Raw genomic sequence first — 26477 nt, 5'->3', positions numbered from 1 at the left:
CGATTTAGATCGTTGAAGCTGCTGCCCCTTTGAGGGTTTATTTTGGCAATTCTTTTGTGAGACATTCTTTCACAAACTGTTCTGCGTGTGATAAGTCAGCTTTGGTAGGATGAATCATCGCCTCGTCAAAATTCAACATCTGCATTTTCAGATGATAATCATGCTTTTCATCTCCGGTCAGCATAGACTCGTATTTCTGCCGTACCATCTGCGGCATCTTTCCCTGACAGAAAAATCCGCCCAGATAGTGATTGTCGTCTTCCAGCCAGATGCGGGCGCTGTTTTCGATATTTTGATAATAATTGTCCTGGTTTGCTGCGCCGCATGTGCCAAACAGGGCAACGTTTTTTAATGAGATCGAAGAGAGGAGATTCCCGACTTCCAGGCTGCAAGTCCCCCGATGTACACAAAAACCGATAAAATAGGTCCGGGCTTCCGGCAGATCAGAGAGCTCGTCAATGCTTCTTAAATCTTTGGACATACCAGGGAGGGCGGAAAAAATAGCTGTTGCAAGCTTTTTTGTATTCCCCGTATTGCTCTGGTATAATACCATGTAATCCAGCATGGTCTGCATCCTCCTTTCCGCTAAAGATATGCAGCTGACCGTTGGGATCAGCTGTTTTTAATAAATTTCGTGCCGCATTTCGGACAGCGGATCTCGATACGCCCTTTCCCGCGAGGGATACGGATCTTTTGGCTGCAGGACGGACACTTGTAGATATGGTACGATTTCATGTGTCGCACGCGGTATCGGAGATTTCCGAAAGCGCGCCGAAAGCGGGATGTATACTTAAGCCATGTCTGGTTCTCGGCATATCTTCTGGAATGATTTTTGGAAAATATGCGGAAATAGGAATATGCAAGCAAAACGAGGGAAAGAAGATATAAAATCCATCCGTACTCGAAGAAGCCGGACAGCGCAAGAAGGATGATGCCTGCGATCACAAGAAATTTGGAGAAAGAATCCACTCCATACCGTCCGTACATAAACCGCATAAATTTGTCTTTCATGTAAAAAACCTGCCTTTATTGATTCTATGTGTAATATATTTTACCTTATTTTTTTGAGGAATCAATAAAAGGATTATAAAAATTATATAAAATTGTTTTGCTCCGTCCATTTTTTGGCAAACATTCGAAACGTCTGAACTGCGTGATCCGGGAGGATACCCGGAGGAAATGCCATACCAAGTGTGCGGTAGTATTTGTCTGGGAGAGGAAGGGAGGCGATATCAAAGGAGGCGTGATCCACAAGAAGTCTTGGAAGAATCGTGATGCCAAATCCTTTTTCGACCATTTTCAGGACAGCAAGATCGTCGTTGAGCTTATAACGTATCCGAGGTACGATGTGATGCTCCTGGAAGAGTTTCCCGGTCTCATATTCCAGACCATCTGCGGATAAGATAAAGTCCTCGTTGTTCAGGTCGGTAAGCTGAATAGACCGGGAAGAGACAAATGGATGATCTTTTGGAGTCACAAGCATCAGTTCATCTTTCCCGAGAGGGAGGAACGGCATATCCGGAACGGAATATTCCGAGACGAAAATACAGTCGAGACGGTTTTCTTTCAGCAGTTGTCTCAGCGGACTGAATCCGTCCACGGAGAGCTCAAAGCGGATGTTTGGGTACCGGTCGGAAAAAGCCTTCATGATATCCGGAAGCCAGTAGTATGAAATGCTTTGGACAGCGCCGATGCGCACATAACCGCTTTCCAGTCCGGCAAGGGAGGAGGCAATGTTTGAGATGCGCTTCTCTTCCCGGCAGATAATGCGCAGAGAATCCAGTATTTCGGCTGTATAAGGCTTTGGCTCCATACCGTTTTTGGAACGGGAGAAGAGCTCAATGCCAAGCTCTCTTTCGAAATTTTTGATTGTCTGACTGACTGCAGACTGTGTATAATTGAACAGAGCAGCAGTCCGGGAAATGCTGCGAGTTTCAAATACACTTAAAATGGTTTCGTATTTATTCATATAGTTGCACCTGCCATTAGAAAAATTGAAGGATGTCATTAGGAAATATTGCTTTTGTAATTCAAAATTGCATCCTATTATAAACATATATGCTAAAATAATGTCAAGAAGCTGGAGAAAAGAGATCTCCGGAAAATATCAAAAACAGGAGGGTTCTAACATGGGAACAGAATATTGGAACGGCGCCGAGGCGGCGCACAGAAGAGTAATGATGAAAGCAGCCGGATACTCCGATGAAGATATCCGTAAAAAACCACATATCGGTGTGCCGAACTCTTATATGTCCGGATCACCTGGATCTGCACATTTAAGACAGATAGCAGAAGCGGTAAAAGAAGGAATCTGGGCTGCAGGAGGAGTGCCGGTGGAATTCGGAATTCCGGCTACATGCGGAAATATCGCAAACGGAGCAGAAGAGCTCAAATACGAACAGGTAGGCCGTGACATTGTGGCCATGTCTGTGGAATTTGTCACACGTGTACATAATTTCGACGGGCTTGTCATGATCGCATCCTGCGACAATATTATTGCCGGATGCTACCTTGCTGCTATGCGCCTTGACATTCCGTCCATGATTGTGACAGGAGGATCCATGCAGCCAGGACAGTACTGTGGGAAGACAGTAGTGGAGGCTGATCTTGACTCTGCCAGATTTTCTGGTGTAGGAGAAGAGGAACTTATGGAAATGGAAGACAGTGTCTGCCCATCCTTTGGAGCATGTCCGTCTATGGGAACTGCAAATACCATGCAGATGCTCGGGGAAGTGCTGAATCTTGTTCTGCCTGGCACATCCACGATCCCAGCATCAGACAATGCGAAGCTTAGAAGAGCCAGAGAAGCAGGTAAGTATGCTGTGCGCCTTGTGAAAGAAGGAAGAAAACCGTCTGAACTTATCACAAAAGAAGTGCTCATGAATGCTATCATGTTTGACATGGCGGTGGCAGGTTCTACCAATGCTGTGCTCCACATCCTATCCTACGCATATGAACTTGGTATCAAACTTACATTGAATGATTTTGAAAAATACGCAAAAGAGATTCACTGTATCAACGCGGTAGTGCCAAGCGGTCCGTACACCGTAGTGGATTTCCACTATGCAGGCGGCGTCATGAATGTCATGAAGATGCTGGAGAGCAAGCTTTTTACAGATGTGCCGACCATGTACGGTTCTACATGGAAAGAGCTCCTTTCCAAAGTAAAACCGCAGGAAAACAAAGTTATCCATTCGCTGGAACGTCCGCTCTTTGAGGAACCGGGACTTAAGATCTTAAGAGGGAATCTTTCCCCGAACGGTGCTATTGTGCGTCCGACAGCTGTCTATGACGAAGTGAAATATATGAAGGGCAAAGCAAAAGTATTTGATGGCGACAGAGCGGCTTTCGAGGCTATTTCATCCGGAAAGATCGTGCCGGGAGATATCATTGTTATTCGTTATGAAGGATGCAAAGGTGCTCCGGGAATGAAAGAGCTGATGCTCAGCATCGACGCACTGATCGGTCTTGGTCTTCACAAGAGTGTGGGCTTGATCTCAGATGCGAGATTTTCCGGATTTAACTACGGTGCCATCATCGGACATGTATCTCCGGAGGCGTACGATGGGGGAACAATCGCCCTTGTGAAGGATGGAGATGAAATCGTTATCGATATTCCAAACGGGGAAGTCAATCTTCTCGTATCAGATGAAGAACTGGAAAAAAGAAGAGAAAATTGGGTATGTCCTCCGCTGAAAGAAGAAAAAGGCTGTCTGAATATTTTTGCAAGAATGTGCCGCCCGGCTGAAGAAGGCGGAGCAATGCAGCCTTGGGATCTCGACGCAAAATTTCATTAAAATAGAAAACAGTTCAAGTGCATAGATGCAGAACAGGAGGAAACAACATGTTATTATTGTCAAAAGAAGATATCAAAAAAGTGTTTACGATGAAGGACGCCATTGAAGCGGACAAAAAAGCATTTCAGCTTGTAGTGGAAGGGAAATGCGATTCTCCGATCCGGACGAATATACAGGCGCCGAAGTATGATGGAAGCTTTTTGTTTATGCCGGCGTACGTTGAAGAGATGGATGCGGCATCACTGAAAATTGTCAATATTTTTCCACACAACATTGACAATGGAATTCCATCTTCCCCTGCTCAGGTGCTTCTCATCGATGGAACAAATGGATTGGTTCAATCTGTCATGGACGGAACATATGTGACACAGCTGCGTACAGGCGCGGCATCCGGTGCAGCTTTCGATCTGCTGGCTAAGAAAGACTGTCGGATCGGGGCTCTCATCGGGACAGGCGGACAAGCTGCGACACAGCTGGAAGCGATGCTTGCAGTGAGAAATCTGGAAGAAGTGCGGGTGTATGACCTGAATTATGAAAGAACCCAGGAATTTGCAGCGAGGATGCAGGAGGAGCTGAAAGAATACGGAGCAAAAATTGTGGCTGCAAAATCCTCAGACGAGGCTATTGACAATGCAGATCTTTTGATCACGGTAACACCTTCTTCGAAACCGGTTTTTGACGGAGCGAAAGTCAAAAAAGGAGCAACTGTAAGCTGTGTGGGAGCTTACCAGCCTCATATGCAGGAAATGGATCCGGTCATCCTTACCCGTGCTTCCAAGATCTACTTTGACTCTGAGGAGGCGGTTCTTTCCGAATCCGGAGACATTCTGATTCCATTAGGCGACGGAACAATCACAAAAGAAGATTTTACCGGCGACCTGGGAGATGTCATAAGAGGAAAGATTGTGGGACGTGAAAACGACGAAGAAATCATCGTGTTTGAGACGGTCGGCGTGGCTACTCAGGATCTGATCGCTGCAAAAGCAATTTATGACAAGGCAGTGGAAGCTGGAATCGGAACACACTGGAACTAGCTTTACTTTTTATAGAGATTTTCCTTTTGCTTACCGAAGAAATGAGTTATACTTATACTTACTACTTATACTAAGAGAAAAGTTTCAGGAGAGCAAAATGGAAACAAAACAAATAGAGAAGAGGCGGCGTGTCAGAGACGAAGAGATACGGCAAGCCGGAAAAGAGAGAAAACCTCGAACCCGGCCGGACCAGCAGAAAAGACCGGAGCCGGCCGGGGGACAGATTAAGAAGCACAGAGAACGTGTAGAAGAAGCAAAGAAGCGCAGAGAGCGTGCAGAAGAAGCAAAGAAGCGCAGAGAACGTGCAGAAGAAGCGAAGAAGCGCAGAGAGCGTGCAGAAGAAGCGAAGAAGCACAGAGAACGTGCGGCACAAGAAAGAAAGAGCAGGCCCCGCCCAGAGGAAGGAAATAGGAAAAAACTGGAAACGGAGGGAGTAAAACACTCCCAGGGAGCAAGGCACGCAGAAGTGACAAAGAAAAAACGACCGCAGGGAGAAAGACCAAGACGTACGCGGGAAACAGGACCGAGCCGACCACAGGAAGAAAGAGCGAAGCATCCGCAGAAAACGGGACGTGCACAAGAAAGGCAGGTTTCCCAGCAGAACATAGAAGAAAAGTCAGTAAAGGCGAAAAAAGGGAAGAAAATGAAGAGAAGAAAGCGCCAAGAAAAGAAACGATTTGGGATTGTAAGTATTCTGATTTTACTCCTTGCTATTATTGTGTTCTGCGTATCCGGATATAAACTGTTTTCCATTTACTACGGATATCACAAAGGAGATCAGGAGTACGATCAGTTGATCAAGGTAGGAATCAAGCCGAATAACGATGACAATGCAAGTGATGCAGAAGAAACTCCAAAGTATACGGTTGATTTTGAAGAATTGTGGAAAATAAACGAGGATATCATTGCATGGATTCGCTTTGATGAGCCGTCCATCATCAATTATCCGGTCGTACAGGGGAAAGATAACCAGGAATATCTGGACAAGACGATTTCCGGGTATCCGAATACATATGGTGCGATATTCCTGAATGTATATAACAATAAAGATCTAAGTGACAAAAACAGCGTTATTTACGGGCACCGCATGAACAGCGAGTCTATGTTCGGGAAGCTGGAAGAGTATAAGGAACAGAGCTTTTATGAAAAATATCCATATTTTTATCTCTATACACCGGATGGGAAGGAGATAAAATATCAGATCTTTGCCGTTGGGGAGGTCAAAGATACTTCGGAAGCTTATAAGACCACCTTTGCGGATACTTCGGAGTTTCAGAGTTTTGTACAGTTTGGAAAAGACCATTCTTTCTATGATACAAAAGTGGAAGTGCCGGATGACGCTCAGGTTGTGACGTTATCTACCTGTACAAAGGCCAATAACGAAGACCGCTTGATCGTGCAGGCATACAAGGCCGAAGAACAGCAAAATTAAAGAGGAAGAAAAAATGATGGATGTAAATTTTGAGGTTGGGGATACCATAAAGATGAAAAAAAAGCATCCCTGCGGAAGTTATGAATGGGAAATTCTTCGGGTTGGAGCGGATTTCCGGTTGAAATGTAAAGGGTGTGGGCACCAGATCATGATTGCCAGGAAGCTTGTAGAAAAAAATACAAAAGAAATTCAAAAAAAGCTTGAAACACCGGAGAAATCATGATATAATATCAAATTGTGATATATTATAATAATCCTTGTCCCCGGCGTTAAGCAGGACCGGGAGCCAAAAGACCATAAGGAGGTGCAAACGACATGAACAAATATGAATTAGCTGTTGTTGTCAATGCAAAAATCGAAGACGACGCCAGAGCAGAAGTGATCGAAAAGGTAAAAGCATTAGTTACACGTTTCGGTGGAAATGTTACTGACGTTGATGAATGGGGCAAGAAGAGACTTGCTTATGAAATTCAGAAGATGAAAGAAGGATACTATTATTTCATCCACTTCGAATCTGATACAACAACTCCAGGCGAAATCGAAGAAAGAATTCGCATCATGGACAACGTGATCAGATATTTATGCGTGAAACAGGAAGCATAAAGAAGAAAAGAGGAAATTTATGAATAAAGTAATTTTAATGGGGCGCCTGACAAGAGATCCTGAAGTGAGATATTCTCAAGGTGGAGAAAATCCGCTGGCTATTGCGCGGTACACCCTTGCGGTAGACAGGAGATTCAGACGTGACGGAGAGCAGACAGCAGACTTTATAAGTTGTGTATCTTTTGGAAGAACAGCTGAGTTTGCGGAAAAGTATTTCCGTCAGGGAATGCGCATCACAATCTGTGGTCGCATTCAGACAGGTAGTTATACGAATAAAGATGGCGTAAAAGTCTATACGACAGAAGTTGTCGTAGAAGAGCAGGAATTTGCTGAAAGCAAGAGCGTGAGTGAAGCAAATCAGAGCCATTATCAGGCAAGCCCGGTTTCGTCAGCTCCACAGGCTCCGAGTATGGATGCAGGAGACGGGTTTATGAATATCCCGGACGGAATTGATGAGGAATTACCATTTAATTAGTATTGGAGGTAAGAACGATGGCTTACGATAAAACAAACAAAGCTGATTCTCAGATGAGAAGAAGACCGAGCCGCAGAAGAAAAAAAGTATGCGTATTCTGTGGTAAAGAAAACAACGAAATTGATTACAAGGACGTTGCAAAATTAAGAAAATACGTTTCTGAAAGAGGAAAGATCCTTCCGAGAAGAATCACAGGAAACTGTGCAAAGCATCAGAGAGCTCTGACAGTAGCAATCAAGAGAGCAAGACATATTGCCCTGATGCCGTACGTTCAGGAATAATCATTCCAAAATGCGGAGATATAAGCCGTCACTGCGAAAGGCAGTGGCGGTTTTTTTATGCGGGAAAAACTTTTTCTGAAAGCGGCGAAGAGGCTTTAGACATTTTGTTAAAATGTGATGGAAATATTACGTTAGTGTGACAAAGCGTAGTCTAGTATTTTTGAAAAAAACAGGTGCGAGAAAGAAAAAACATAGTAATAAGAGAAGTTGTCTGAAAATATGAAATGTGCATTACGAATAAAAATAGATATAAAATATGACAAATAACTGGTAAAAATGACGTAAATAAGAAGAAAAGTTGACAAGACAATGAAATTTTGCTAAGATAATCCTCGTTGCAAGGTTATGTAACAAATTTGTAATATTTGTAATAAAATAAAACTAAAATGCGTATTATTTATTACATACAAAAGATGGCGAAGAGAGCAGAGTGTTACATAGACATAACTGTATCAGGTAAGAAGGAGGATTATATGAAACCCAATTTTGGTCATAAAAGACATTTTGAGAAAGGAATGCTGGCAGGAATTCTTTCTGCGGTAGTTCTCACGGCAAGTGTGAATGTACAGGTTATTGCCGCAGACGGAGGACTTATAGCAGAAGCGCCTCAAGGAGCTGTTGTGGAAGCAGCAGCGGCTGAGAATGTACAGGCGTTATCCCAGACAGTTTCCGGATATACGGAACAGATAAAGACGAAAAGAAATGAAGCAGTAAAGAAAGCAGAAGAGATTCGAAAAGCTGAGGAGGCAAGAAAAGCTGAGGAGGCAAGAAAAGCCGAAGAGGCGAGAAAGGCCGAAGAAGCAAGAAAAGCCGCGGAAGCTGCGAAGGCTCAAAAAGCTGCCCAAGCAGCTCAGGCAGGAGATGAAAATCTTCTTGCAGCACTGATTTATTGTGAGGCAGGAAACCAGCCGTACCAGGGGCAGGTTGCAGTGGGAGCTGTGGTTATGAACCGATTGAATGCCGGATATGCAAGTTCTATCAGAGGAGTTATTTATCAGAGAGGACAGTTTGGACCAGCCATGACAGGAAAGCTTGACAGAGTCCTTGCATCCGGAAACATTCCGGCGTCTTGTTATCAGGCTGCACGCGAAGCGCTTGCCGGAGTAAGCCCGGTTGGAAATGCACTTCATTTCGGGGATGGAAATAATACAGGAATCAAAATTGGGGCACATTGGTTCCACTAAGGGGTTAGAAAGAATATATAAATTGTATAATTATTCAGAAAGAGAAAGGGAGCACTTTACATGGTAAGTGCTCCCTTTACATTATGTGAGAATTCGGTGTATACTGAATCTATAGCGATTAACATGTGTGATAAGACAAAACCGAGAAAACTCAGAGAGTATAGCTTGTTGAACACAGACGAAGATCTTTTTTGTAAAAAACAAGAAAAATGGATTGTAATTTTATGCAAAAAAGAGTAATATAATGCATAAGGAGTGAAGACATGAAGCCTGTAATCGATTTATCAAAGGAATATGGACTCGTATTGGACGGAGGCGGCGCAAGAGGCGCGTACCAGATTGGAGCGTGGAAAGCGATGGCTGAAGCCGGTATTAAGATCAAGGCAGTGGCAGGTACATCGGTAGGAGCTTTGAACGGAGCTCTGATCTGCATGGGAAGCGTTGATCAGGCAGAGCGCATCTGGGAAAAAATGACATTTTCAAGAATCATGGATGTTGATGATGATTGGATGGAAAGGCTGTTTCAGAAAGAGACGCCTGTCAAAGAACTTTTCAGAGAAGTATGGGCAAAAGTAAAGGAGGGCGGGATTGATATTACCCCGCTTAGAAATCTGATCCACGAAGTCATCGATGAAGAGAAAATCCGAAATGCAGGGATCGACTTCTCACTTCTTACCTTTTCGCTTTCTGATATGAAAGAACTGGATCTTACATTGGACGATATTCCGGAAGGACTTTTGGAAGATTTTCTTCTGGCAAGCGCATATCTGCTTGGGTTTAAAAATGAACCTCTGCATGGAAAAACGTATCTGGACGGAGGCGTTATCAATAATGTACCCCTCAACTCGTTGATAAATCGAGGATACAAAGATATCATCACAGTCCGAATATATGGGCCTGGGAGAGAACCAAAAGTAAAGCTGGATGAAAACACGAAAATATGTGAGATCGCCCCGAGGGTCAATCTCGGAAGCATTCTGGAATTTCACGGAAAAAGGAGCCGGCAGAATCTAAAGATCGGATATTACGATGCGAAACGGATGATCTACGGACTTAAAGGCCTCATTTATTATATCGACAGCTCCTATCCGAAAGAAGCGTATGCAGAGCGGATGAAAGGGATCAGCGAAAAGGAAAAACGGGAAATTAAGTTTGTGCTGAAACTCCCACTAGGGGCAGACGATGAACTTCTGTATCTCTCCATGCTGGAAGCCGGTGCAAAATATTTTCATATACCTAAATATCAAATTTATAAAGAAAGGAAACTGCTGGAACTGGTGCTGAAAAAATATGCGGAACTGGAAGGTAAAGTAGCAATACCGCGTTTTCTTCGTGTGCTGGCAGAAATCAGGGAGGATTTGGACATGAATTTAAAAGGAAGAAGCTTTTTAACATTGAAAGATTATACACCGGATGAAATCCGATATCTGGTTAATCTCGCTGCAAAGCTGAAAGCGAAAAAGAAACAGGGAATCAAAGGGCATGCGCTGGAAGGGAAAAATATAGCACTGATATTTGAAAAACCATCTACAAGAACACGGTGCGCTTTTACTGTCGCAGCCAACGATGAAGGAGCATTTCCCACTTATCTGAGCGGAAATGAGATACAGCTCGGCCATAAAGAAAGTATCGAAGATACGGCAAGAGTATTAGGAAGAATGTTCGACGGCATCGAATTCCGCGGATTTCGCCATTCACACGTAGAGGCACTGGCAGAATACAGCGGCGTACCTGTCTGGAACGGGCTGACCGATGACTACCATCCGACACAAGTCCTGGCAGACCTGCTCACGATCCAGGAAAAATTCGAATATTTTGAAGGCCTGAAATTTGTATACATCGGAGACGGAAGAAATAATATGGCAAACAGCCTTATGATAGGGTGCGTAAAAGTTGGAATTGACTTTACACTGATTGCACCAAAAGAACTCTGGCCGATGCGCTCACTCGTCAACGCATGTCAGAAATACGCACAAGAATCAGGAGCAGCCATAACCATCAGCGATAATACGGACGATGTAGAAGGCGCAGATATTATCTATACAGATGTATGGATCTCCATGGGAGAAGAAGAAAAAACGGCCGAAAGAAAAGCAATCCTGCACAAATACCAGGTAAACAGAAAACTCATGGAAAAAACCAAAAAAGAAAACACTATATTTATGCATTGCCTCCCGGCAGTAAAAGGATATGAAGTAACAGAAGATGTATTCGAAAGCAAAGCATCGGTTGTCTTCGACGAAGCTGAAAACAGATTACATACGATAAAAGCTGTTATGGTCGCAACACTCGGGGAAGAATAAAGAAAAAATTGATCACAAGATGAAAAACAAGAAAAAATCAAAATAGAAAGAAAACGACAGAAATAAAAAAGTTGCATAAGAAACGCAACCGAAAGGTACGGGGACGTGTTCCGACTTGTCGGAACACGTCCCCGTTTTATTTTTCAACATAGTATGCTATAATATCACACAGTGGTTGATTGGAGGCGTTTTGTGTGATGAAGAGGGGACTGATTTCTCTTTTGCTTTGTTCAGACAGGTTTGGCCGTGAGTTGGTTGTATATGAGGAGACAGATTCGACAAATATGCGGGTTAAGGAAGCTGCCAGGAGTGGGGCCGGCGAGGGCTTGGTCGTTTTGGCGGAGCAGCAGACCGCAGGGCGTGGGAGACGGGGGCGTTCGTGGTTGTCTTTGCCGGGGGAGAATATTTATATGACAGTGCTTTTGCGGCCGGATTTTCTGCCGGACAGGGCTCCGATGCTGACGCTTTTGATGGCATGTGCTGTAACCCGTGCAGTACGCAGAGTCTGCCATGTGGAGGTTGGAATCAAGTGGCCGAATGACCTCGTGATTGGGGGCCGAAAGATCTGCGGTATTCTTACAGAAATGAGTGTCGTACAGGGAGCGGTGGACTATGTGCTGATCGGAGTTGGTATCAACTGTAACCAGAGAGAGTTTCCGGAGGAGCTTGCAGAGAAGGCGACTTCCATTTGGCTGGAGACGGGACAGGCCGTGCCCAGGGAAACACTGGTGTGTCGTGTCCTTGAAGAATTTGAACAACTTTACATACAATTCTGTAAAGAGCAGTCGCTTGCTTTCATAAAAGACGAGTACGAAGCTGCTCTTGTGAACAGGGGAGAGACTGTCTGTGTTCTGGAGCCGGGGCATGAATGGAAAGGAACAGCGCTCGGTATTTCAAAGACAGGAGCTTTGATCATAAAGACCGACGGAGGAGATCTTCGGGAGGTGGATTCCGGAGAAGTTTCCGTTCGAGGAGTTTATGGATATATTTGAGAATAATCTAAAGAATGTAAGAATAGAAAATAGAGGAGATGGATATGTACGAAGAGAAAATTGTATTGTGTGGCGCAAACTCATATGAAGAAAAGTATTATTTAAATCCGGATTTTGACAATCTGCCGGATCATATCAAAGATGAGCTCAAGATTATGTGTGTGCTTTATGTACACGATGTGGGCGGTATCCTCACACTTGTATATGAAGAGGATGGTTCTCTTTGCTTTGAGGTAACTTCCAAGGAGGGGGACGCCATGTTTGACGATATCGGGAGCGCGTTAAAGATCAAAGAGCTTCAGAGGACGAAGGCAGATTTGCTGGAATCCCTTCAGCTTTACTACAAGGTATTTTTCCTTGGCGAAGACCTGGATGAAAAACAAGAGTAGGGGAAGTACGCGATGAAAAAACTGAAAATCGGAAATGTGGAACTGGAGAACCGTTATATTCTGGCGCCGATGGCGGGAGTGACGGATCTTCCTTTTCGTCTGCTCTGTAAGGAGCAGGGCGCAGGTCTTTTATGCATGGAGATGGTAAGCGCCAAAGCGATTTTATATAAAAACAGGAATACGAAAAGTCTTCTCGAAATTCATCCAAAAGAGCGCCCGGTGTCACTCCAGCTTTTCGGATCGGATCCGGATATCATGAGTGAGATCGCAAAGCAGATAGAAGAACTGCCGTTTGCAATTTTGGACATCAATATGGGCTGCCCGGTGCCTAAAATTGTGAAGAATGGCGAGGGATCCGCGCTGATGCGAAATCCAGCCCTTGTCCATGAAATCGTATCTAAGGTGGCGAAAGCGATAGAAAAACCGGTGACAGTCAAGATACGGAAGGGATTTGATGATGACAGCGTCAATGCGGTGGAAATCGCCAGGATCATCGAAGACGCAGGTGCGGCGGCGGTGGCCGTACACGGCAGGACAAGAGAACAATACTATTCCGGCAAGGCAGACTGGGATATTATAAGGCAAGTTAAAGAAGCTGTGTCTATACCGGTCATCGGAAACGGAGATGTCTCTTCCGGGGAAGATGCAGAGCGAATGGTAAGCGAAACCGGGTGCGACGGAATCATGGTAGGACGTGCGGTGCAGGGGAATCCGTGGATTTTTCAGGAGCTGATCCACTATGAAGAGACAGGGGAGAAACTTGCCAGGCCATCTGTGACAGAAGTAAGAGAGATGATGCTGCGCCATGCAAAACTCCAGATGGAATGCAAAGGCGACTATACAGCGATTCGCGAAATGAGAAAACATGTGGCGTGGTATACTGCAGGCTTCCCGAACTCAGCGAGATTGAGAGCGGAGATCAACCAAGTGGAAAGCTACGAAGAGCTTGAAAAACTGCTCTTTGAAAAACTGCATGAATAGCGGCAGAATCCTGCGTAAATCTTGACATGCCGGAGATGGTTATGTATAATATTGAAATTACGGAAGTAGAATATTTTATGAAATTTTGCAGCTAAAAGCTGCCTATATCCATTTGTAAGGAAGGTAATTGTGATGGAAGAAAAGAAAACGATTTTGACGTATGCCGGCTTAAAAGCGCTGGAAGACGAGCTGGAAAATCTGAAGGTTGTAAAACGAAAAGAAGTGGCAGGAAAGATCAAAGAAGCCAGAGAGCAGGGTGACCTGTCTGAAAATGCAGAATATGATGCAGCGAAAGATGAGCAGAGAGATATCGAAGCGCGTATCGACGAGCTGGAAAAAATTCTGAAAAATGTAGAAGTAGTTGTAGAAGAAGAAGTGGATCTCGAAAAGATCAATATCGGATGTACAGTTCTTGTACACGATGATGAATTTGATGAAGAGATCGAATTTAAAATCGTAGGGTCCACAGAAGCGAACAGCCTGCAGGGAAAGATTTCCAATGAATCACCGGTCGGACAGGCACTGATGGGTAAAAAAGTCGGAGATGTTGTTACAGTGGAGACACCGGCAGGAGAAATCAAATACAAAGTATTGAAGATCGAACGTTCGATTTAAGAATGAATGATCCGGACAAACTTTTTCTTACAGTATATATAAATTCATATGTATAGAAGGATTGAATGCGAAAAGGAGTGAAAGAAGTGGCAGAACAGCAGAAGAATGTACAGGAGCAGGACATTAACCATTTGAGAAAGGTACGCCGTGAAAAACTGGCTGATCTTCAGGCAAGAGGAGCTGATCCGTTCCTTATCACAAAATACGATGTGACACATCACAGCCAGGAGATCAAGGACAATTTTGAGGAGCTGGAAAATAAACAGGTATCGATAGCAGGACGTATCATGCAGAAACGTGTTATGGGAAAAGCTTCTTTCTGTAATGTTCAGGACCTGGAGGGAAATATCCAGTCTTATGTTGCAAGAGACAGTATCGGAGAAGAGGATTACAAAGATTTCAAAAAGTTTGATATCGGCGATATCGTAGGTATCAAAGGTTTTGTGTTCAAGACAAAGACAGGGGAAATCTCCATCCACGCCGAGAAGGTGCAGCTTCTCTCCAAGAGCCTTCAGATTCTCCCGGAAAAATTCCATGGACTTACTGATACAGATACAAGATACAGACAAAGATATGTCGATCTTATCATGAACAGAGAAGTAAAAGATACATTCATCAAGAGATCAAAGATCTTGAGCAGCATCCGTAAATATCTGGATGGACAGGGATTTATGGAAGTGGAGACACCGATGCTTGTTGCCAATGCAGGTGGAGCAGCAGCCAGACCGTTCGAAACACATTTCAATGCGCTGGACGAAGATTTTAAGCTCCGCATTTCTCTGGAATTGTATCTGAAACGTCTCATCGTAGGCGGAATGGAACGTGTATATGAGATTGGACGTGTGTTCCGAAACGAAGGGCTTGATACGCGCCACAATCCGGAATTTACCTTGATGGAACTCTATCAGGCATATACGGATTATCACGGCATGATGGATCTTACAGAAAATCTTTACCGCCATGTTGCGCAGGACGTGCTCGGTACGACAAAGATCACATACAACGGAGTAGAGATGGATCTCGGAAAGCCGTTTGAACGTATTACTATGGTAGACGCAGTTAAGAAATACGCAGGCGTTGATTTCAATGAGATCAAAACGACTGAAGAAGCAAAAGCATTGGCAAAAGAAAAGGGAATCGAATTTGAAGAAAGACATAAGAAAGGCGATATCTTAAGCCTCTTCTTTGAAGAATACGTGGAAGAACATCTGATCCAGCCTACATTTGTCATGGATCATCCGATTGAGATTTCTCCGCTCACAAAGAAAAAACCGGAAAATCCGGAATATACAGAGCGTTTCGAATTCTTTATGAACGGATGGGAAATGGCGAACGCTTACTCAGAGCTGAACGACCCGATCGATCAGAGAGAACGTTTCAAAGCGCAGGAAGAACTTCTTGCACAGGGAGACGAAGAAGCCAACACGACAGACGAAGACTTCCTCAATGCGCTGGAGATCGGAATGCCGCCGACAGGTGGAATCGGATTTGGAATCGACAGAATGTGCATGCTGCTTACAGATTCCGCAGCCATCAGAGACGTACTGCTCTTCCCGACAATGAAGACTCTGGGCGGTTCCCCGGCGCCGAAGAAAACAGTGCAGGCTGACAAGACAGAAGAAGTGAAGGCAGAAAAAATTGACTTTTCCAAAGTAAAGATCGAACCTCTTTTTGAAGAAATGGTAGATTTTGAGACATTTGCGAAATCAGACTACCGTGCAGTGAAGATCAAAGAGTGTGAGGCAGTGCCAAAAAGCAAGAAACTTCTGAAGTTTGTTCTGGATGACGGATCAGGCACAGACCGTGTGATCCTGAGCGGAATCCATGAGTATTATGAACCGGAAGAACTCATCGGAAAGACGGCAATCGCTATCGTGAACCTTCCGCCGAGAAAGATGATGGGGATTGATTCCTGCGGAATGCTGATCTCAGCAGTCCATGAAGAAGACGGACATGAAGGCCTGAACCTTCTGATGGTAGATGACCGCATTCCGGCAGGTGCGAAGCTGTACTAGAAAGCAAAGACAGCAGTCAATCCAGTTTAAGTAAATAGAAGATATTATGAGGACACTTTTTCTAAAAGAAATTTTAGAAAGGTGTCCTTTTCATATAGTTGACAAGAAAAAGTGTTAGTTATATCATATTGGATAAATTTATTATACAGAAGGAAGAAGGAAATTTATGTTTAAAGGTAAAGTTGTCGCGATCACAGGAGCCGCACAGGGAATCGGAAAGTGTATTGCCGATGAATTTGTAAAAAATGGGGCGCATGTGTGCGTGATCGATAAACAGCCAAATGAATATTTTACCGGAGATGTGGCAGAGGAAGCGATCTTGCGGGCTTTTGCAGAAAAGGTAATCCATGATTATGGGAAAGTGGATTACCTCATTAACAATGCGCTGCCGCTGATGAAAGGTATTGAGTCCTGTACGTATGAAGATTTTAATTATGCACTTCAGGTGGGAGTGACTGCGCCGTTCTACCTTTCCAAATTATTTTTGCCGTATTTCACACCTGAGTCTGCGATCGTCAATATCTCATCTTCCAGAGATCGGATGAGCCAGCCTCAGACAGAGAGTTATACTGCGGCAAAGGGTGGAATCTCTGCGTTGACGCACGCCCTTTCTGTAAGCCTTGCAGGGAGAGTGCGGGTCAATTCTATTTCTCCAGGGTGGATCGATACCGACTTTACTCCATATGAAGGAGCGGATGCAAGACAGCATCCGGCGGGGCGTGTGGGAACCCCGCTGGATATCGCCAATATGGTGCTGTTTTTATGTTCGGAGAAAGCTGGTTTCATAACAGGAGAGAATATTTGTATCGACGGCGGCATGACGCGGCAGATGATCTATCACAATGACCATGGGTGGACGCTGGAGGAAAAATAAAAGCCAGTTTCTAATTTCTGAGCACCCAGAGGTTGCGGATCTGTCCGCTGATCTGATCATAGTCCCACAGTTTTTCGGAATTCTCCTTGCTGTTTGGATCGTTGACTTTCAGCTGGCCGTCTTTGTATGCAGTCAGGACGATGAAATGTCCGGAAGTCGTAAAGTCGCCTTTCCCCATGGAAGCAACGATAGGGTTGCCTACGTTTAAATTGTCGGCTATACGCTGCTCGTCCAGAGGGATCTCAGTCACGTCCAGTCCAAGCTTACGGGCGCCTTCCGAGAAGAGAGTCCACGCGGATCCATTTCCTTCGGAGGCATACCCGTAGGAAGTGGCAAAATCGGCCATCCATTTTGGGTCCATGGAAGTATCGCCGGTCAAGTAAATCGCTGCCATGGACAGGCAGGTTGGGCCGCAGCCGGTAAGGCCAAAGAGATCTCCGGCGTATTTTTCATACCCCCAGCGCTGATCCCATTGCATCAGGAGCGGTACAGAAGAGGTGGAAAGTCCGCCAAGATCGATGGATGGAGATGTATCTTTTTTGAGCGGATATTCGAAGACGAAGTCTTTTGTCTCCGGATTACGTTCGTACAGATCGATGAGATTCTGAGGATAATCCGAAAGGCTCAGCCCATTTCTTTCAGCGTAGCGCCGTACCTGATTGGATGGATTTCCGCCAAAGAAGGAACTTTTAAGGAAGCTTGTGCCCGTGTTCAGACTGTGTTCCAGGATGAAGGAGGCGCAGGCAGAGAGAAGCAGGATCAGGCAGAGCATCGGAAAGATAAAGTGCAGGAACCGATGCCGGCGGTGTTTGATGCGTTTGCGGCGGATATCGGAAGTGGGACGTCTTCGGTCGGAATCCTTTCTATAATTTGGATGGTAGTCGTAATAAGAATGTTTGGTACTCATAAATGTGTTTCCTTTCTGTGTATTTGGATCGCCTCAGATGGAAAGGCGAAACTTTTTGAATTTCATAATTTTGATAGAAAAAGCGTGTCTAAAGATCGGTTTTTAAAGGATCTTCAGAGCACGCTTTTACTATATCAGAATGCTGTATTTTATTTTCTCAGATTCATAAAAGGAAACACGTCTTTTTTCCTGCGAAATTCTCACGATTTTCTTAAGAACATGGCAGGACGACACGGAAGATGATGAGTTGGTCATGGCTTTCTGCCGTGATCGTACCGTTATGAAGCTCTACGATTTCACGGGCGATGGCAAGGCCGAGACCGGAACCTCCGTTTCGCGAAGTACGGGCGCTGTCCAGACGGAAGAACTGTTCGAAGATTCGTTCCAGTTTTTCTGGAGGAATTGTAGGGCCTTCATTCTGTACGGTCAGGATCAGTGTATTGTCTTCCTGGGTCAGGCTGATCTGTATGACAGTGTCTGAAAAACTGTAATTGACCGCATTGCGCAGGAGATTATCGAAGACTCGCTGCAGTTTATCGGGATCACACACAAAAGACAGATTTGGTGGAGCCGAAAGTGTATAGTCGAGATGTTTTTCCGAAAACATCGGCGCAAATTCGTAGACGGTCTGCTCCAGCATCCGTGTCAGATTGATCCGGCTCAGATCAAGGGAAAGATGAGTAAGATTGAACCGGGTAATGTCAAAAAATTCGTTGATCAGATCTTCCAACCGTTCGGCTTTCTCAAGTGCGATGGAGAGGTACTTGTCCTGGAGTGCAGGGGAAATCTCTTTCTCATCGTGCAGGAGAGTCAGATATCCGATGACAGAGGTCAAAGGGGTCTTCAGATCATGCGCCAGATAGACGACAAGGTCGTTTTTCCGCTGCTCGGCTTCCGTCGCGGCCTGCTGGCTGTTTTTGATATTCATTCTGACTTCGTTCATATGCAGTGCGGCCTCGCGCAGGTCGTCCGACATAGTGACAGGTGTGTCCGAATCCCGCCAGAGTAAGTCGGAGGCATTGAGAAGTTCTGTGAGGTAAGCGCAGGACTTGGACAGGTAATACGTTCCGAAAATCAGCGCGCCTACTGACAAATAGAGAAACAGCAGGATTTCCCGAAAACGTTCCAATGTGGAGACAAACAGGTAAAATGGTTCCCAACCCATCCAGATGACCGTATGGTAATACCAGTACACAAGAAGAAATATGAGGCCGCCTGCGCCTACATACAATATGTAGGAAAAGATAAACCGGTTCAGCAGCCGGCGGCGGAGCTGACTTGCCAGAGTCGTTGTGTTTTGATTATTCAATTTGATACCCCACTCCCCATACAGTTTTGATATATTTTGGCCTGCGCCCGGAATCATTCATCTTTTCCCGGATGCGCCCGATATGCGACATGACCGTATTGTTGCTGTCCAGAAATTTCTCTCCCCACACATGTTCGAAAAGCTCCTCCGAGGAGATGACACGTCCCCGGTTCTGACAGAGATACCAGAGTATGGAGAATTCACGGGGAGTGAGGGAGAGCGGATTTCCATTCAGAGAACATTTGTGGGAATCTTTGTCTATACTTAAACCCCGGATGTCAATGCAGTGATCTTCCGGAGGCTGTGTTCCCATGGTTTCCGCGTGATTATATCGTTCGTAGCGGCGAAACTGAGTTTTCACACGGGCAACCAGCTCAAGCGGATTGAACGGTTTCGTGATGTAGTCATCGGCCCCGATTGTCAGACCCAGGATTTTATCTGTATCTTGGGATTTGGCAGTCAGCATGATGACCGGGTAGAAATGATGTTCCCGGATTTTTCGGAGAAGTTGATATCCGTCCACACCCGGCAGCATGACATCCAGGATTGCCATGGACAAATCTTCTTTCTCGATACAGGCCAGCGCATCGTTTCCGTTATAGTATTTTAAGATTTGATAGCCTTCGTTGGCGAGGTACAGCTCCACGAGGTCGGCGATGGCCTGTTCGTCGTCCACGATCAAAATCTTCTTGTCCATAAATTTTAACCCTCCTGAGATAACATTACGAAATAAGGATATCAAATCTTTGTTTTCTTGTCCAGAATCTTACAGTATGAGGGGGACAGATGGGCCATCCAAAATAGTGGTTGCATTTTCAGTGGAAAGTTGTATGATTAAGTATATCGGCAATTCATACAAAAAGGAGGCTTTTTATGGATTCTGTAATTGACAAACTGACAGAAATCGAGGTGGCTGCTTCGGCCATCGTTTCCCATGCGGAGAAGGAGAAGGAAGAGCTGGACAGAGAGTTTGAAGAGCGCCGGAAAGAATTTGACCGCGAACTTGAGGAAAAGACAAACGAGAAGATAAAGAAGATCCAGGAGGAACTGGAAAGAGATAAAAAGGCGATGCTGGATGGACAGGAAAGCGCAAGCTCAGATCTTATCATGTCGCTTCAGGACGAATATGAGACGCGGCATACAGAGTATGCGAAGGAGATCTTACAGCGGATCACAGAGGTGTAGCCTATGGGAAATTTACTTGCTTACAGTGGGATTGTCACAAAGCTCCGGGCCATGGAGGCAAAGCTCATAAAGAAAGAGCAGTTTGATGAAATTATGGCCATGGGAAGTGTTCCCGAAGTTGTGGCATATCTGGTTCAGCATTCTACTTATGGCCAGGTACTGGAGACAATGGATCCATCCCTGATCCACAGAGGAAATATAGAAAAGATGCTCGTCTTGTCCTTGTATCGGGATTATATGAAAATCTACCGGTTTTCCGGGATGGAGCAGCGGAAGTTTTTGAAGCTTTATCTGAAGAAATATGAGGTGGAGCTTATCAATTACTGTCTGAGGATCGTCATCAATCACTACAAGGAACCGTTTGACCTGAATTATAAAAAAGATTTTTTTGACCGGTATTCCCAGATTTCCATAGAGAAGCTGATCCATTCCAGGACGACGGATGAAGTGATCGAAAATCTAAAAGGGACAGAATATTATCGGACACTAAAGATGTTAAGAGACGGAAAGGCGGCGACACTTTTTGACTATGATCTGGCATTGAATCTTTATTATTTTACAGCGATGTGGAAAGAAAAAAAGAAGATTCTGAAAAAGAAAGAACTTGAGATTTTCACAAGGGACTACGGAGCTCAGATCAATATGCTGAATATCGAATGGATCTACCGTTCGAAAAAGTATTTCAGCCTGCCGCCTGCGGATATTTATTCGCTCCTGATCCCGATCCAATATAAGATAAGTACGGAGTTGATGAAGGAGATGGTGGAGGCTCCGTCTCTGGAGGAATTCTGGAAGGCGCTTCAAAAGACAAGTTACGCCAGACATTATGATTTCGGAAAGGAACTGACGGTGGATAAAATCTATGCTGACTGTCTGTATCATCTGTATATGGCAGACAGAAGAAGAAATCCGTATTCCATCGCTTCTATCAATACGTACCTGTTCCTCAAAGAGGAGGAGCTTCGCAAACTTACTACCGTGATGGAGAGTGTGCGCTATGGCGTTGCTCCGGATGAGATCGCAGTGTATGCAGGAGGGAAGAAGACATGATTGTAAAAATGAAATTCGTCAATATATCCGGACCGCAGAACGATATCGACCGTGTGATGGATCTTTATCTGTCAAGATACGAGATACAGCTTGAATCAGCGCTGTCCGAACTAAAGACAGTGGACAATCTTCGGCCTTTCGTGGAGACGAATCCATATAAGGACGCGCTCCTTAAGGCAACGCAGTTTGTGGGATACCTGAGTGATCCGGAGGATATCGTGCCGGATAACAGTATGGGGCTCAATGAAATCTTTGAGCTGATCCGGACCACCAATGATGAGTACCTGAAGGTTCAGGCAAAACAGGACACACTGAAGAAGAAGCGGGAGGAGAAGGAAGCAAAACAAAGAGTGATCGAGCCGTTTCGCCCTCTTAACGGGGATTTGGGTGCGGTCATGAATTACAAATACATTGCTTACCGATTCGGAAAGCTCCCGGCAGAACAGTATCAGAAGTTAGAGAAATATCTGCTTCACGATCTGGAGGCTATATTTGTAAAAGGGGAACAGGATGACAATTTTGTGTACGGGGCATATTTTGCTGCGCCGGCAAAAATCCAGAAAGCGGACGCGGTCTTCCGTTCCCTCCATTTTGAAAGAATAGAGATTCCGCCGGATTATCAGGGAACCCCAGACGAGGCATGCAGAAAACTTACACAGGAGATCTTTGAGATCCAAAAAGAAATGACGGATCTGGATCGCCAGACGGAAGAGATGCTTGTCAAGGAGGCGCCGAAGCTTGTAGCGGCAAAGAAAAGACTTGAGGAGCTGGCTCACAATTTCGACGTCCGCAAGGTGGCTGCCAAAGTAAAGGATAAAAAAGAAGATTACTATATCCTGTGCGGCTGGATGGCGGAGGATGATGTGGAAAAATTCATGGCAGAGGCACAAAATGACGACAAGGTTTTCGTCGTTGTGGAAGATGACCATGACAGCTATTTCGGGGAACCGCCGACAAAGCTTGACAATCCAAAACTGTTTAAGCCATTTGAAATGTTTGTGGGAATGTACGGACTGCCGGCACATAATGAGCTGGATCCGACGATCTTTGTGGGCATCACATACTCGTTTATTTTCGGTGTGATGTTCGGGGACGTGGGGCAAGGCCTTCTCCTCGTTATTGCAGGGGCGCTCATCTATCACTTCAAGAAGGCGCCGCTTGCCGGGATCATCGCTACCGCGGGGATTTTTTCCACTATATTCGGATTTATGTTTGGAAGTATATTCGGATTTGAAGACTTGATCGAGCCGCTCTGGCTTAGGCCCATCGACCATATGACAACGCTGCCGTTTGTCGGAAAGCTGAATACCGTATTCATCGTGTCTATTGCTTTTGGGATGGGGCTCATCGTGGTGGCCATGGTACTCCATATCATCAACGCCATGAAAGAGCATGATACCCAGAGCGCCTGGTTTGACGCCAACGGAGTGGCGGGACTTGTGTTTTATGCATCGGTCATCGTCGTAGTGGCGCTTTTTATGTCAGGTCACAAGACACCGGCGGGTATCGTCCTGTTTGTGATGTTCGGCGTACCGCTTATCCTGATTCTCTTTAAGACACCGTTGACCAACAAGATCAAAAAGAAGGCAGAAAAGATGGAAGAAAGCAAGGCCATGTTCCTTGTGGAAGGATTTTTTGAATTATTTGAGACGCTGTTGAGCTATTTTTCCAATACGCTGTCCTTTGTTCGTATCGGAGCGTTTGCCGTCAGCCATGCGGCCATGATGGAGGTCGTGCTGATGCTGGCAGGTGTGGAAGATGGAAATACAAACTGGGTAATCATCGTGTTTGGAAACCTTTTCGTCTGCCTGATGGAGGGGCTGGTCGTAGGAATCCAGGTACTCCGTTTGGAATATTACGAGATGTTCAGCAGGTTTTATAAAGGAAGCGGGAGAGTATTTCAACCATATAGCAAAAAGAAAAATTAAAGGAGGAGCTTATTATGACTCTTGCAGCCAAACTGATTTTGATAGCAGCATTGATATTAAGTATTGTGATTCCCTTCGGATACTATCTGATAGGGGAGAGAAACAAAGGGCGTTACAAATGTGCCCTCGGTGTGAATGTGTTCTTTTTCTTTGGAGCATGTCTTGTGGGAGCCATCATGATGTTTACTGGGCAACCGGTAGAAGCAGCGCAGTCAGCTGCTCAGGCATCTTCTATGGCGACGGGACTTGGGTATATCGCAGCCGCTCTGGTAACCGGTTTATCCTGTATCGGCGGCGGTATTGCCGTGGCGAGCGCGGCAAGTGCAGCGCTTGGAGCCATCAGTGAGGACTCCAGTGTGCTTGGTAAGTCGCTCATTTTCGTAGGACTTGCAGAAGGTGTGTGCCTGTACGGGCTTATCATCTCCTTCATGATCCTTGGGCAGCTTTAAGCCATGAAGATGTTTTTGATCAGTGATAATGTCGACACGTACACAGGGATGCGTCTGGCGGGCGTGGATGGAGTCGTCGTACATGAGCGAGGGGAGCTCTACGATGCGCTCCAGAACGTCCTGAAAGATAAGACAGTAGGCATCGTTCTTCTGACAGAGAAATTCGGAAGGGAATTTCCGGACATCATCGATGAATTCCGTCTGGAGAGAAAGATGCCGCTTCTTGTAGAGATCCCGGACAGGCACGGAACCGGCCGCAGCAAAGACTTTATCACATCGTATATTACCGAAGCGATCGGACTGAAATTATAAAAGGAGGGATTCCTTTTGACATTAGAAGAAAAAATCGAACAGCTCAGGGTCACTTCCATGGAGGAGGCGAGAGCGGAAGGAAATGATATCATCAATTCCTACCGTACCGCTCTTGAGAAGGTATTACAGGACCACAAGGTGGAAGCGATCCGGCAGATGGAGACTCGCATTAAGGCAGAGACGACCAATGCGAAGCAGCAGAAAAATCAGGCTATGGCCAAAGCGCAGCTCAACCTGAAACGGAAAGAAGGGAGGGTGCAGCAAGAGTTAAAAGATAAGATTTTCCGGGAAGTCATGAAGATGGCAGAGGAGTACATGAAGACGGAAAGCTACAAGGAATTTTTGTTACGATGCATCCGAAAATCCGTGGAGTTTGCCGGACGGGAGGAGCTTACCTTATATATCAATCCTTCGGACGTGGAGATGAAAGAAGAGCTGGAAGTAAAGAGCGGGACGTTCCTTACGGTAAGCCAGGAAGATTTTATCGGAGGAATCCGCGCTGTGATCCGGGGGAGAAATATCCTGATCGACCATTCTTTCAGGACTGCTCTGCGAAATGAATACGACCAGTTTATTTTCTCGGGAGGTGATGACATTGAGTAAGACAGGAATTATATACGGGATCAACGGACCTGTCATCTATCTGAAGGGAAATACCGGGTTTGAGATGTCGGAGATGGTCTATGTAGGAAAAGAGCGTCTTGTAGGGGAGGTCATCGCCCTTGACAAAGACCGGACAACCATTCAGGTATATGAAGAGACATCCGGGCTTCGGCCGGGAGAGGAAGTCATCGCTACCGGGGATGCAGTGTCAGTCATTTTGGCGCCAGGTATCCTGAACAATATTTTTGACGGTATCGAGCGCCCTCTTGAGAAAATCTCCGAGACAGGCGGTGCATTCATCACAAAAGGAGTGTCAGTAGACAATCTGGATAAGACAAAGAAATGGAAAACCCATTTTACGATAAAAGAAGGGGACTATGTAAACGGAGGAGATATCTTTGCGGAAGTACCGGAGACAAGAGCTATCGTCCACAAATGTATGATCCCTCCGCATCTGCACGGAACCGTTGTGTCTGTCAAGGAAGATGGTGCTTATACGATCGAAGAACCGCTCATTGTCATCGACCCGGGAACCGGTCGGACAGTGGAAATTCCGATGGCGCAGAAGTGGCCAATCCGGACACCGAGACCAGTCAGTCGGAGATTTTCAGCGTCTGTGCCTCTCATAACCGGTCAGCGGATCATCGACACGATGTTTCCTATCGCAAAGGGCGGAACAGCTGCCATCCCGGGCGGATTTGGTACCGGGAAGACGATGACCCAGCATCAGATCGCAAAATGGTCGGATGCAGATATTATTATCTACATCGGATGCGGGGAACGTGGAAATGAGATGACACAGGTACTGGAAGAGTTCGGCGAACTTACGGATCCGCGTACCGGAAATCCTCTGATGGACCGGACGACTCTGATCGCAAATACTTCCAATATGCCGGTGGCGGCCCGTGAGGCAAGCATTTATACCGGACTTACTTTGGCGGAATATTACCGGGATATGGGATATGATGTCGCCATCATGGCGGATTCCACTTCCCGGTGGGCGGAAGCGCTCAGGGAGCTCTCCGGCCGTCTGGAAGAGATGCCGGCGGAAGAAGGATTCCCGGCTTATCTGGCCTCCCGGCTTTCTGCGTTTTACGAACGTGCCGGAATGATGCAGAACTTAAACGGAACGAAAGGATCGGTCAGCATCATCGGGGCAGTCTCCCCGCAGGGAGGCGATTTTTCCGAGCCGGTCACACAGAATACGAAGCGATTTGTGCGCTGCTTCTGGGGGCTTGACAAAAGCCTTGCCTACGCAAGACATTTCCCTGCCATCCACTGGCTTACAAGCTACAGTGAATATCTGCAGGATCTCTCACACTGGTATCAGGACAATGTATCGCCGAAGTTTGTAGACTATCGGAACAGACTGATGGCTCTCCTGAATCAGGAGAGCAGCCTTTTGGAGATCGTAAAGCTGATAGGAAGCGATGTGCTGCCGGACGACCAGAAGCTGATCCTTGAGATCGCGAGAGTTATTCGTCTGGGATTTCTGCAGCAGAACGCATTCCACAAAGACGACACGTGCGTATCTATGGAAAAACAGTTTTTGATGATGGATACAATCCTGTATCTTTATAAACAGGCAAGAGCGCTTGTGACAATGGGGCATCCAATGTCCGTGCTGAAATCGGAACCGATCTTTGAACGGGTCATCTCCATCAAGTACGATGTGCCAAACGACCGGCTTGAAATGTTCGCTCAGTACCGGCGCGATATCGATACGTTTTATCAGAACGTATTGGAAAAGAATGCATAA

Annotated in this window: 28 protein-coding genes; 22 read left to right on the top strand and 6 right to left on the bottom strand. The window is 45.6% G+C overall.

What is annotated here, in order from left to right; all coding sequences use genetic code 11:
• Positions 1 to 37: 37 nt before the first annotated feature.
• The 3 genes from bilS to FLB61_RS05155 all read right to left on the bottom strand — a co-directional run bounded on the left by bilS (position 38) and on the right by FLB61_RS05155 (position 1969).
• Positions 38 to 565 (bottom strand): flavodoxin family protein BilS, encoded by a 528-nt coding sequence (gene bilS / locus FLB61_RS05165; protein ID WP_087203148.1) that lies wholly within the window; start codon positions 563 to 565, stop codon positions 38 to 40.
• Positions 566 to 612: 47 nt separating this feature from the next.
• Entirely contained in the window at positions 613 to 1011 is a 399-nt protein-coding gene (locus FLB61_RS05160; protein WP_087203149.1) for a zinc ribbon domain-containing protein, read from the bottom strand.
• Between the two features lie 82 nt (positions 1012 to 1093).
• The gene (locus FLB61_RS05155) at positions 1094 to 1969 is read right to left on the bottom strand and encodes a LysR family transcriptional regulator (protein ID WP_087203150.1); all 876 of its coding nucleotides are present in this window, start codon (positions 1967 to 1969) and stop codon (positions 1094 to 1096) included.
• A 160-nt stretch (positions 1970 to 2129) separates the two neighbouring features.
• On the opposite strand from FLB61_RS05155, the gene ilvD reads away from it, so the two are divergent.
• The 15 genes from ilvD to FLB61_RS05080 all read left to right on the top strand — a co-directional run bounded on the left by ilvD (position 2130) and on the right by FLB61_RS05080 (position 16975).
• A complete protein-coding gene (gene ilvD, locus FLB61_RS05150; RefSeq protein WP_087203151.1) occupies positions 2130 to 3797 on the top strand; it encodes a dihydroxy-acid dehydratase in 1668 nt (555 codons plus the stop codon).
• Positions 3798 to 3844: 47 nt separating this feature from the next.
• Complete coding sequence (locus FLB61_RS05145) at positions 3845 to 4831, top strand: ornithine cyclodeaminase family protein (protein ID WP_087203152.1); 987 nt, start codon at positions 3845 to 3847, stop codon at positions 4829 to 4831.
• Between the two features lie 97 nt (positions 4832 to 4928).
• Positions 4929 to 6263, top strand: a complete 1335-nt coding sequence (gene srtB, locus FLB61_RS13000) for a class B sortase (RefSeq protein ID WP_246599121.1) — start codon at positions 4929 to 4931, stop codon at positions 6261 to 6263.
• Positions 6264 to 6276: 13 nt separating this feature from the next.
• Complete coding sequence (locus FLB61_RS05135; protein ID WP_204244078.1) at positions 6277 to 6486, top strand: DUF951 domain-containing protein; 210 nt, start codon at positions 6277 to 6279, stop codon at positions 6484 to 6486.
• 92 nt (positions 6487 to 6578) lie between these two features.
• Entirely contained in the window at positions 6579 to 6866 is a 288-nt protein-coding gene (gene rpsF, locus FLB61_RS05130; RefSeq protein WP_087203153.1) for a 30S ribosomal protein S6, read from the top strand.
• 19 nt (positions 6867 to 6885) lie between these two features.
• On the top strand, positions 6886 to 7341 hold the full coding sequence (locus tag FLB61_RS05125) for a single-stranded DNA-binding protein (protein ID WP_087203154.1): 456 nt from the start codon (positions 6886 to 6888) through the stop codon (positions 7339 to 7341).
• A 17-nt stretch (positions 7342 to 7358) separates the two neighbouring features.
• The gene (rpsR, locus tag FLB61_RS05120) at positions 7359 to 7622 is read left to right on the top strand and encodes a 30S ribosomal protein S18 (RefSeq protein WP_087203155.1); all 264 of its coding nucleotides are present in this window, start codon (positions 7359 to 7361) and stop codon (positions 7620 to 7622) included.
• A gap of 473 nt (positions 7623 to 8095) precedes the next feature.
• Positions 8096 to 8806: a cell wall hydrolase gene (locus FLB61_RS05115; protein ID WP_246599120.1), complete on the top strand. Its 711-nt coding sequence runs from the start codon at positions 8096 to 8098 to the stop codon at positions 8804 to 8806.
• A 263-nt stretch (positions 8807 to 9069) separates the two neighbouring features.
• The gene (gene argF / locus FLB61_RS13350; RefSeq protein ID WP_087203156.1) at positions 9070 to 11109 is read left to right on the top strand and encodes an ornithine carbamoyltransferase; all 2040 of its coding nucleotides are present in this window, start codon (positions 9070 to 9072) and stop codon (positions 11107 to 11109) included.
• Between the two features lie 197 nt (positions 11110 to 11306).
• Positions 11307 to 12101, top strand: coding sequence for a biotin--[acetyl-CoA-carboxylase] ligase (locus FLB61_RS05105; RefSeq protein ID WP_246599126.1), 795 nt, complete (start codon positions 11307 to 11309; stop codon positions 12099 to 12101).
• Positions 12102 to 12145: 44 nt separating this feature from the next.
• Positions 12146 to 12490, top strand: a complete 345-nt coding sequence (locus FLB61_RS05100; RefSeq protein WP_087203158.1) for a DUF6145 family protein — start codon at positions 12146 to 12148, stop codon at positions 12488 to 12490.
• A gap of 12 nt (positions 12491 to 12502) precedes the next feature.
• Complete coding sequence (gene dusB, locus FLB61_RS05095; RefSeq protein ID WP_087212027.1) at positions 12503 to 13471, top strand: tRNA dihydrouridine synthase DusB; 969 nt, start codon at positions 12503 to 12505, stop codon at positions 13469 to 13471.
• Between the two features lie 132 nt (positions 13472 to 13603).
• The gene (greA, locus tag FLB61_RS05090) at positions 13604 to 14086 is read left to right on the top strand and encodes a transcription elongation factor GreA (RefSeq protein ID WP_087203160.1); all 483 of its coding nucleotides are present in this window, start codon (positions 13604 to 13606) and stop codon (positions 14084 to 14086) included.
• A 65-nt stretch (positions 14087 to 14151) separates the two neighbouring features.
• Positions 14152 to 16101, top strand: coding sequence for a lysine--tRNA ligase (lysS, locus tag FLB61_RS05085; protein WP_246599119.1), 1950 nt, complete (start codon positions 14152 to 14154; stop codon positions 16099 to 16101).
• A gap of 166 nt (positions 16102 to 16267) precedes the next feature.
• The gene (locus FLB61_RS05080; protein ID WP_221919550.1) at positions 16268 to 16975 is read left to right on the top strand and encodes an SDR family oxidoreductase; all 708 of its coding nucleotides are present in this window, start codon (positions 16268 to 16270) and stop codon (positions 16973 to 16975) included.
• 10 nt (positions 16976 to 16985) lie between these two features.
• Here the strand turns inward: FLB61_RS05080 and FLB61_RS05075 are convergent, their stop codons facing one another.
• The 3 genes from FLB61_RS05075 to vanR form a co-directional block, all read right to left on the bottom strand.
• Positions 16986 to 17882: a C39 family peptidase gene (locus tag FLB61_RS05075; RefSeq protein WP_221919549.1), complete on the bottom strand. Its 897-nt coding sequence runs from the start codon at positions 17880 to 17882 to the stop codon at positions 16986 to 16988.
• 211 nt (positions 17883 to 18093) lie between these two features.
• On the bottom strand, positions 18094 to 19191 hold the full coding sequence (locus FLB61_RS05070) for a sensor histidine kinase (protein ID WP_405121541.1): 1098 nt from the start codon (positions 19189 to 19191) through the stop codon (positions 18094 to 18096).
• Positions 19184 to 19888, bottom strand: coding sequence for a VanR-ABDEGLN family response regulator transcription factor (vanR, locus tag FLB61_RS05065; protein WP_087200629.1), 705 nt, complete (start codon positions 19886 to 19888; stop codon positions 19184 to 19186). The genes FLB61_RS05070 and vanR overlap by 8 nt, the downstream gene beginning before the upstream one ends.
• 176 nt (positions 19889 to 20064) lie before the next feature.
• Here vanR and FLB61_RS05060 point away from each other — a divergent pair, with 176 nt between their 5' ends.
• From FLB61_RS05060 to FLB61_RS05030, 7 genes are read left to right on the top strand one after another with little or no spacing between them, the layout of a single operon-like run.
• Positions 20065 to 20376 carry a hypothetical protein gene (locus FLB61_RS05060; protein ID WP_087200631.1) on the top strand — a complete coding sequence of 104 codons (312 nt, stop codon included), beginning with the start codon at positions 20065 to 20067 and terminating at the stop codon, positions 20374 to 20376.
• A gap of 3 nt (positions 20377 to 20379) precedes the next feature.
• On the top strand, positions 20380 to 21426 hold the full coding sequence (locus tag FLB61_RS05055) for a V0D/AC39 family V-type ATPase subunit (protein ID WP_087200634.1): 1047 nt from the start codon (positions 20380 to 20382) through the stop codon (positions 21424 to 21426).
• Positions 21423 to 23354 carry a V-type ATP synthase subunit I gene (locus FLB61_RS05050; RefSeq protein ID WP_221919547.1) on the top strand — a complete coding sequence of 644 codons (1932 nt, stop codon included), beginning with the start codon at positions 21423 to 21425 and terminating at the stop codon, positions 23352 to 23354. The genes FLB61_RS05055 and FLB61_RS05050 overlap by 4 nt, the downstream gene beginning before the upstream one ends.
• A 14-nt stretch (positions 23355 to 23368) precedes the next feature.
• Positions 23369 to 23803, top strand: a complete 435-nt coding sequence (locus tag FLB61_RS05045) for an ATP synthase subunit C (protein ID WP_087200637.1) — start codon at positions 23369 to 23371, stop codon at positions 23801 to 23803.
• Between the two features lie 3 nt (positions 23804 to 23806).
• Positions 23807 to 24115, top strand: coding sequence for a V-type ATP synthase subunit F (locus FLB61_RS05040; protein WP_087200638.1), 309 nt, complete (start codon positions 23807 to 23809; stop codon positions 24113 to 24115).
• Positions 24116 to 24130: 15 nt separating this feature from the next.
• Entirely contained in the window at positions 24131 to 24718 is a 588-nt protein-coding gene (locus FLB61_RS05035; protein WP_087200641.1) for a V-type ATP synthase subunit E, read from the top strand.
• Complete coding sequence (locus FLB61_RS05030; protein WP_087200643.1) at positions 24711 to 26477, top strand: V-type ATP synthase subunit A; 1767 nt, start codon at positions 24711 to 24713, stop codon at positions 26475 to 26477. The genes FLB61_RS05035 and FLB61_RS05030 overlap by 8 nt, the downstream gene beginning before the upstream one ends.

The sequence above is a fragment of the Sellimonas caecigallum genome (genome assembly GCF_019754295.1).
GTDB classification, from domain to species: domain Bacteria; phylum Bacillota; class Clostridia; order Lachnospirales; family Lachnospiraceae; genus Sellimonas; species Sellimonas caecigallum.
This window is presented reverse-complemented; position numbering and strand designations above follow the sequence as displayed.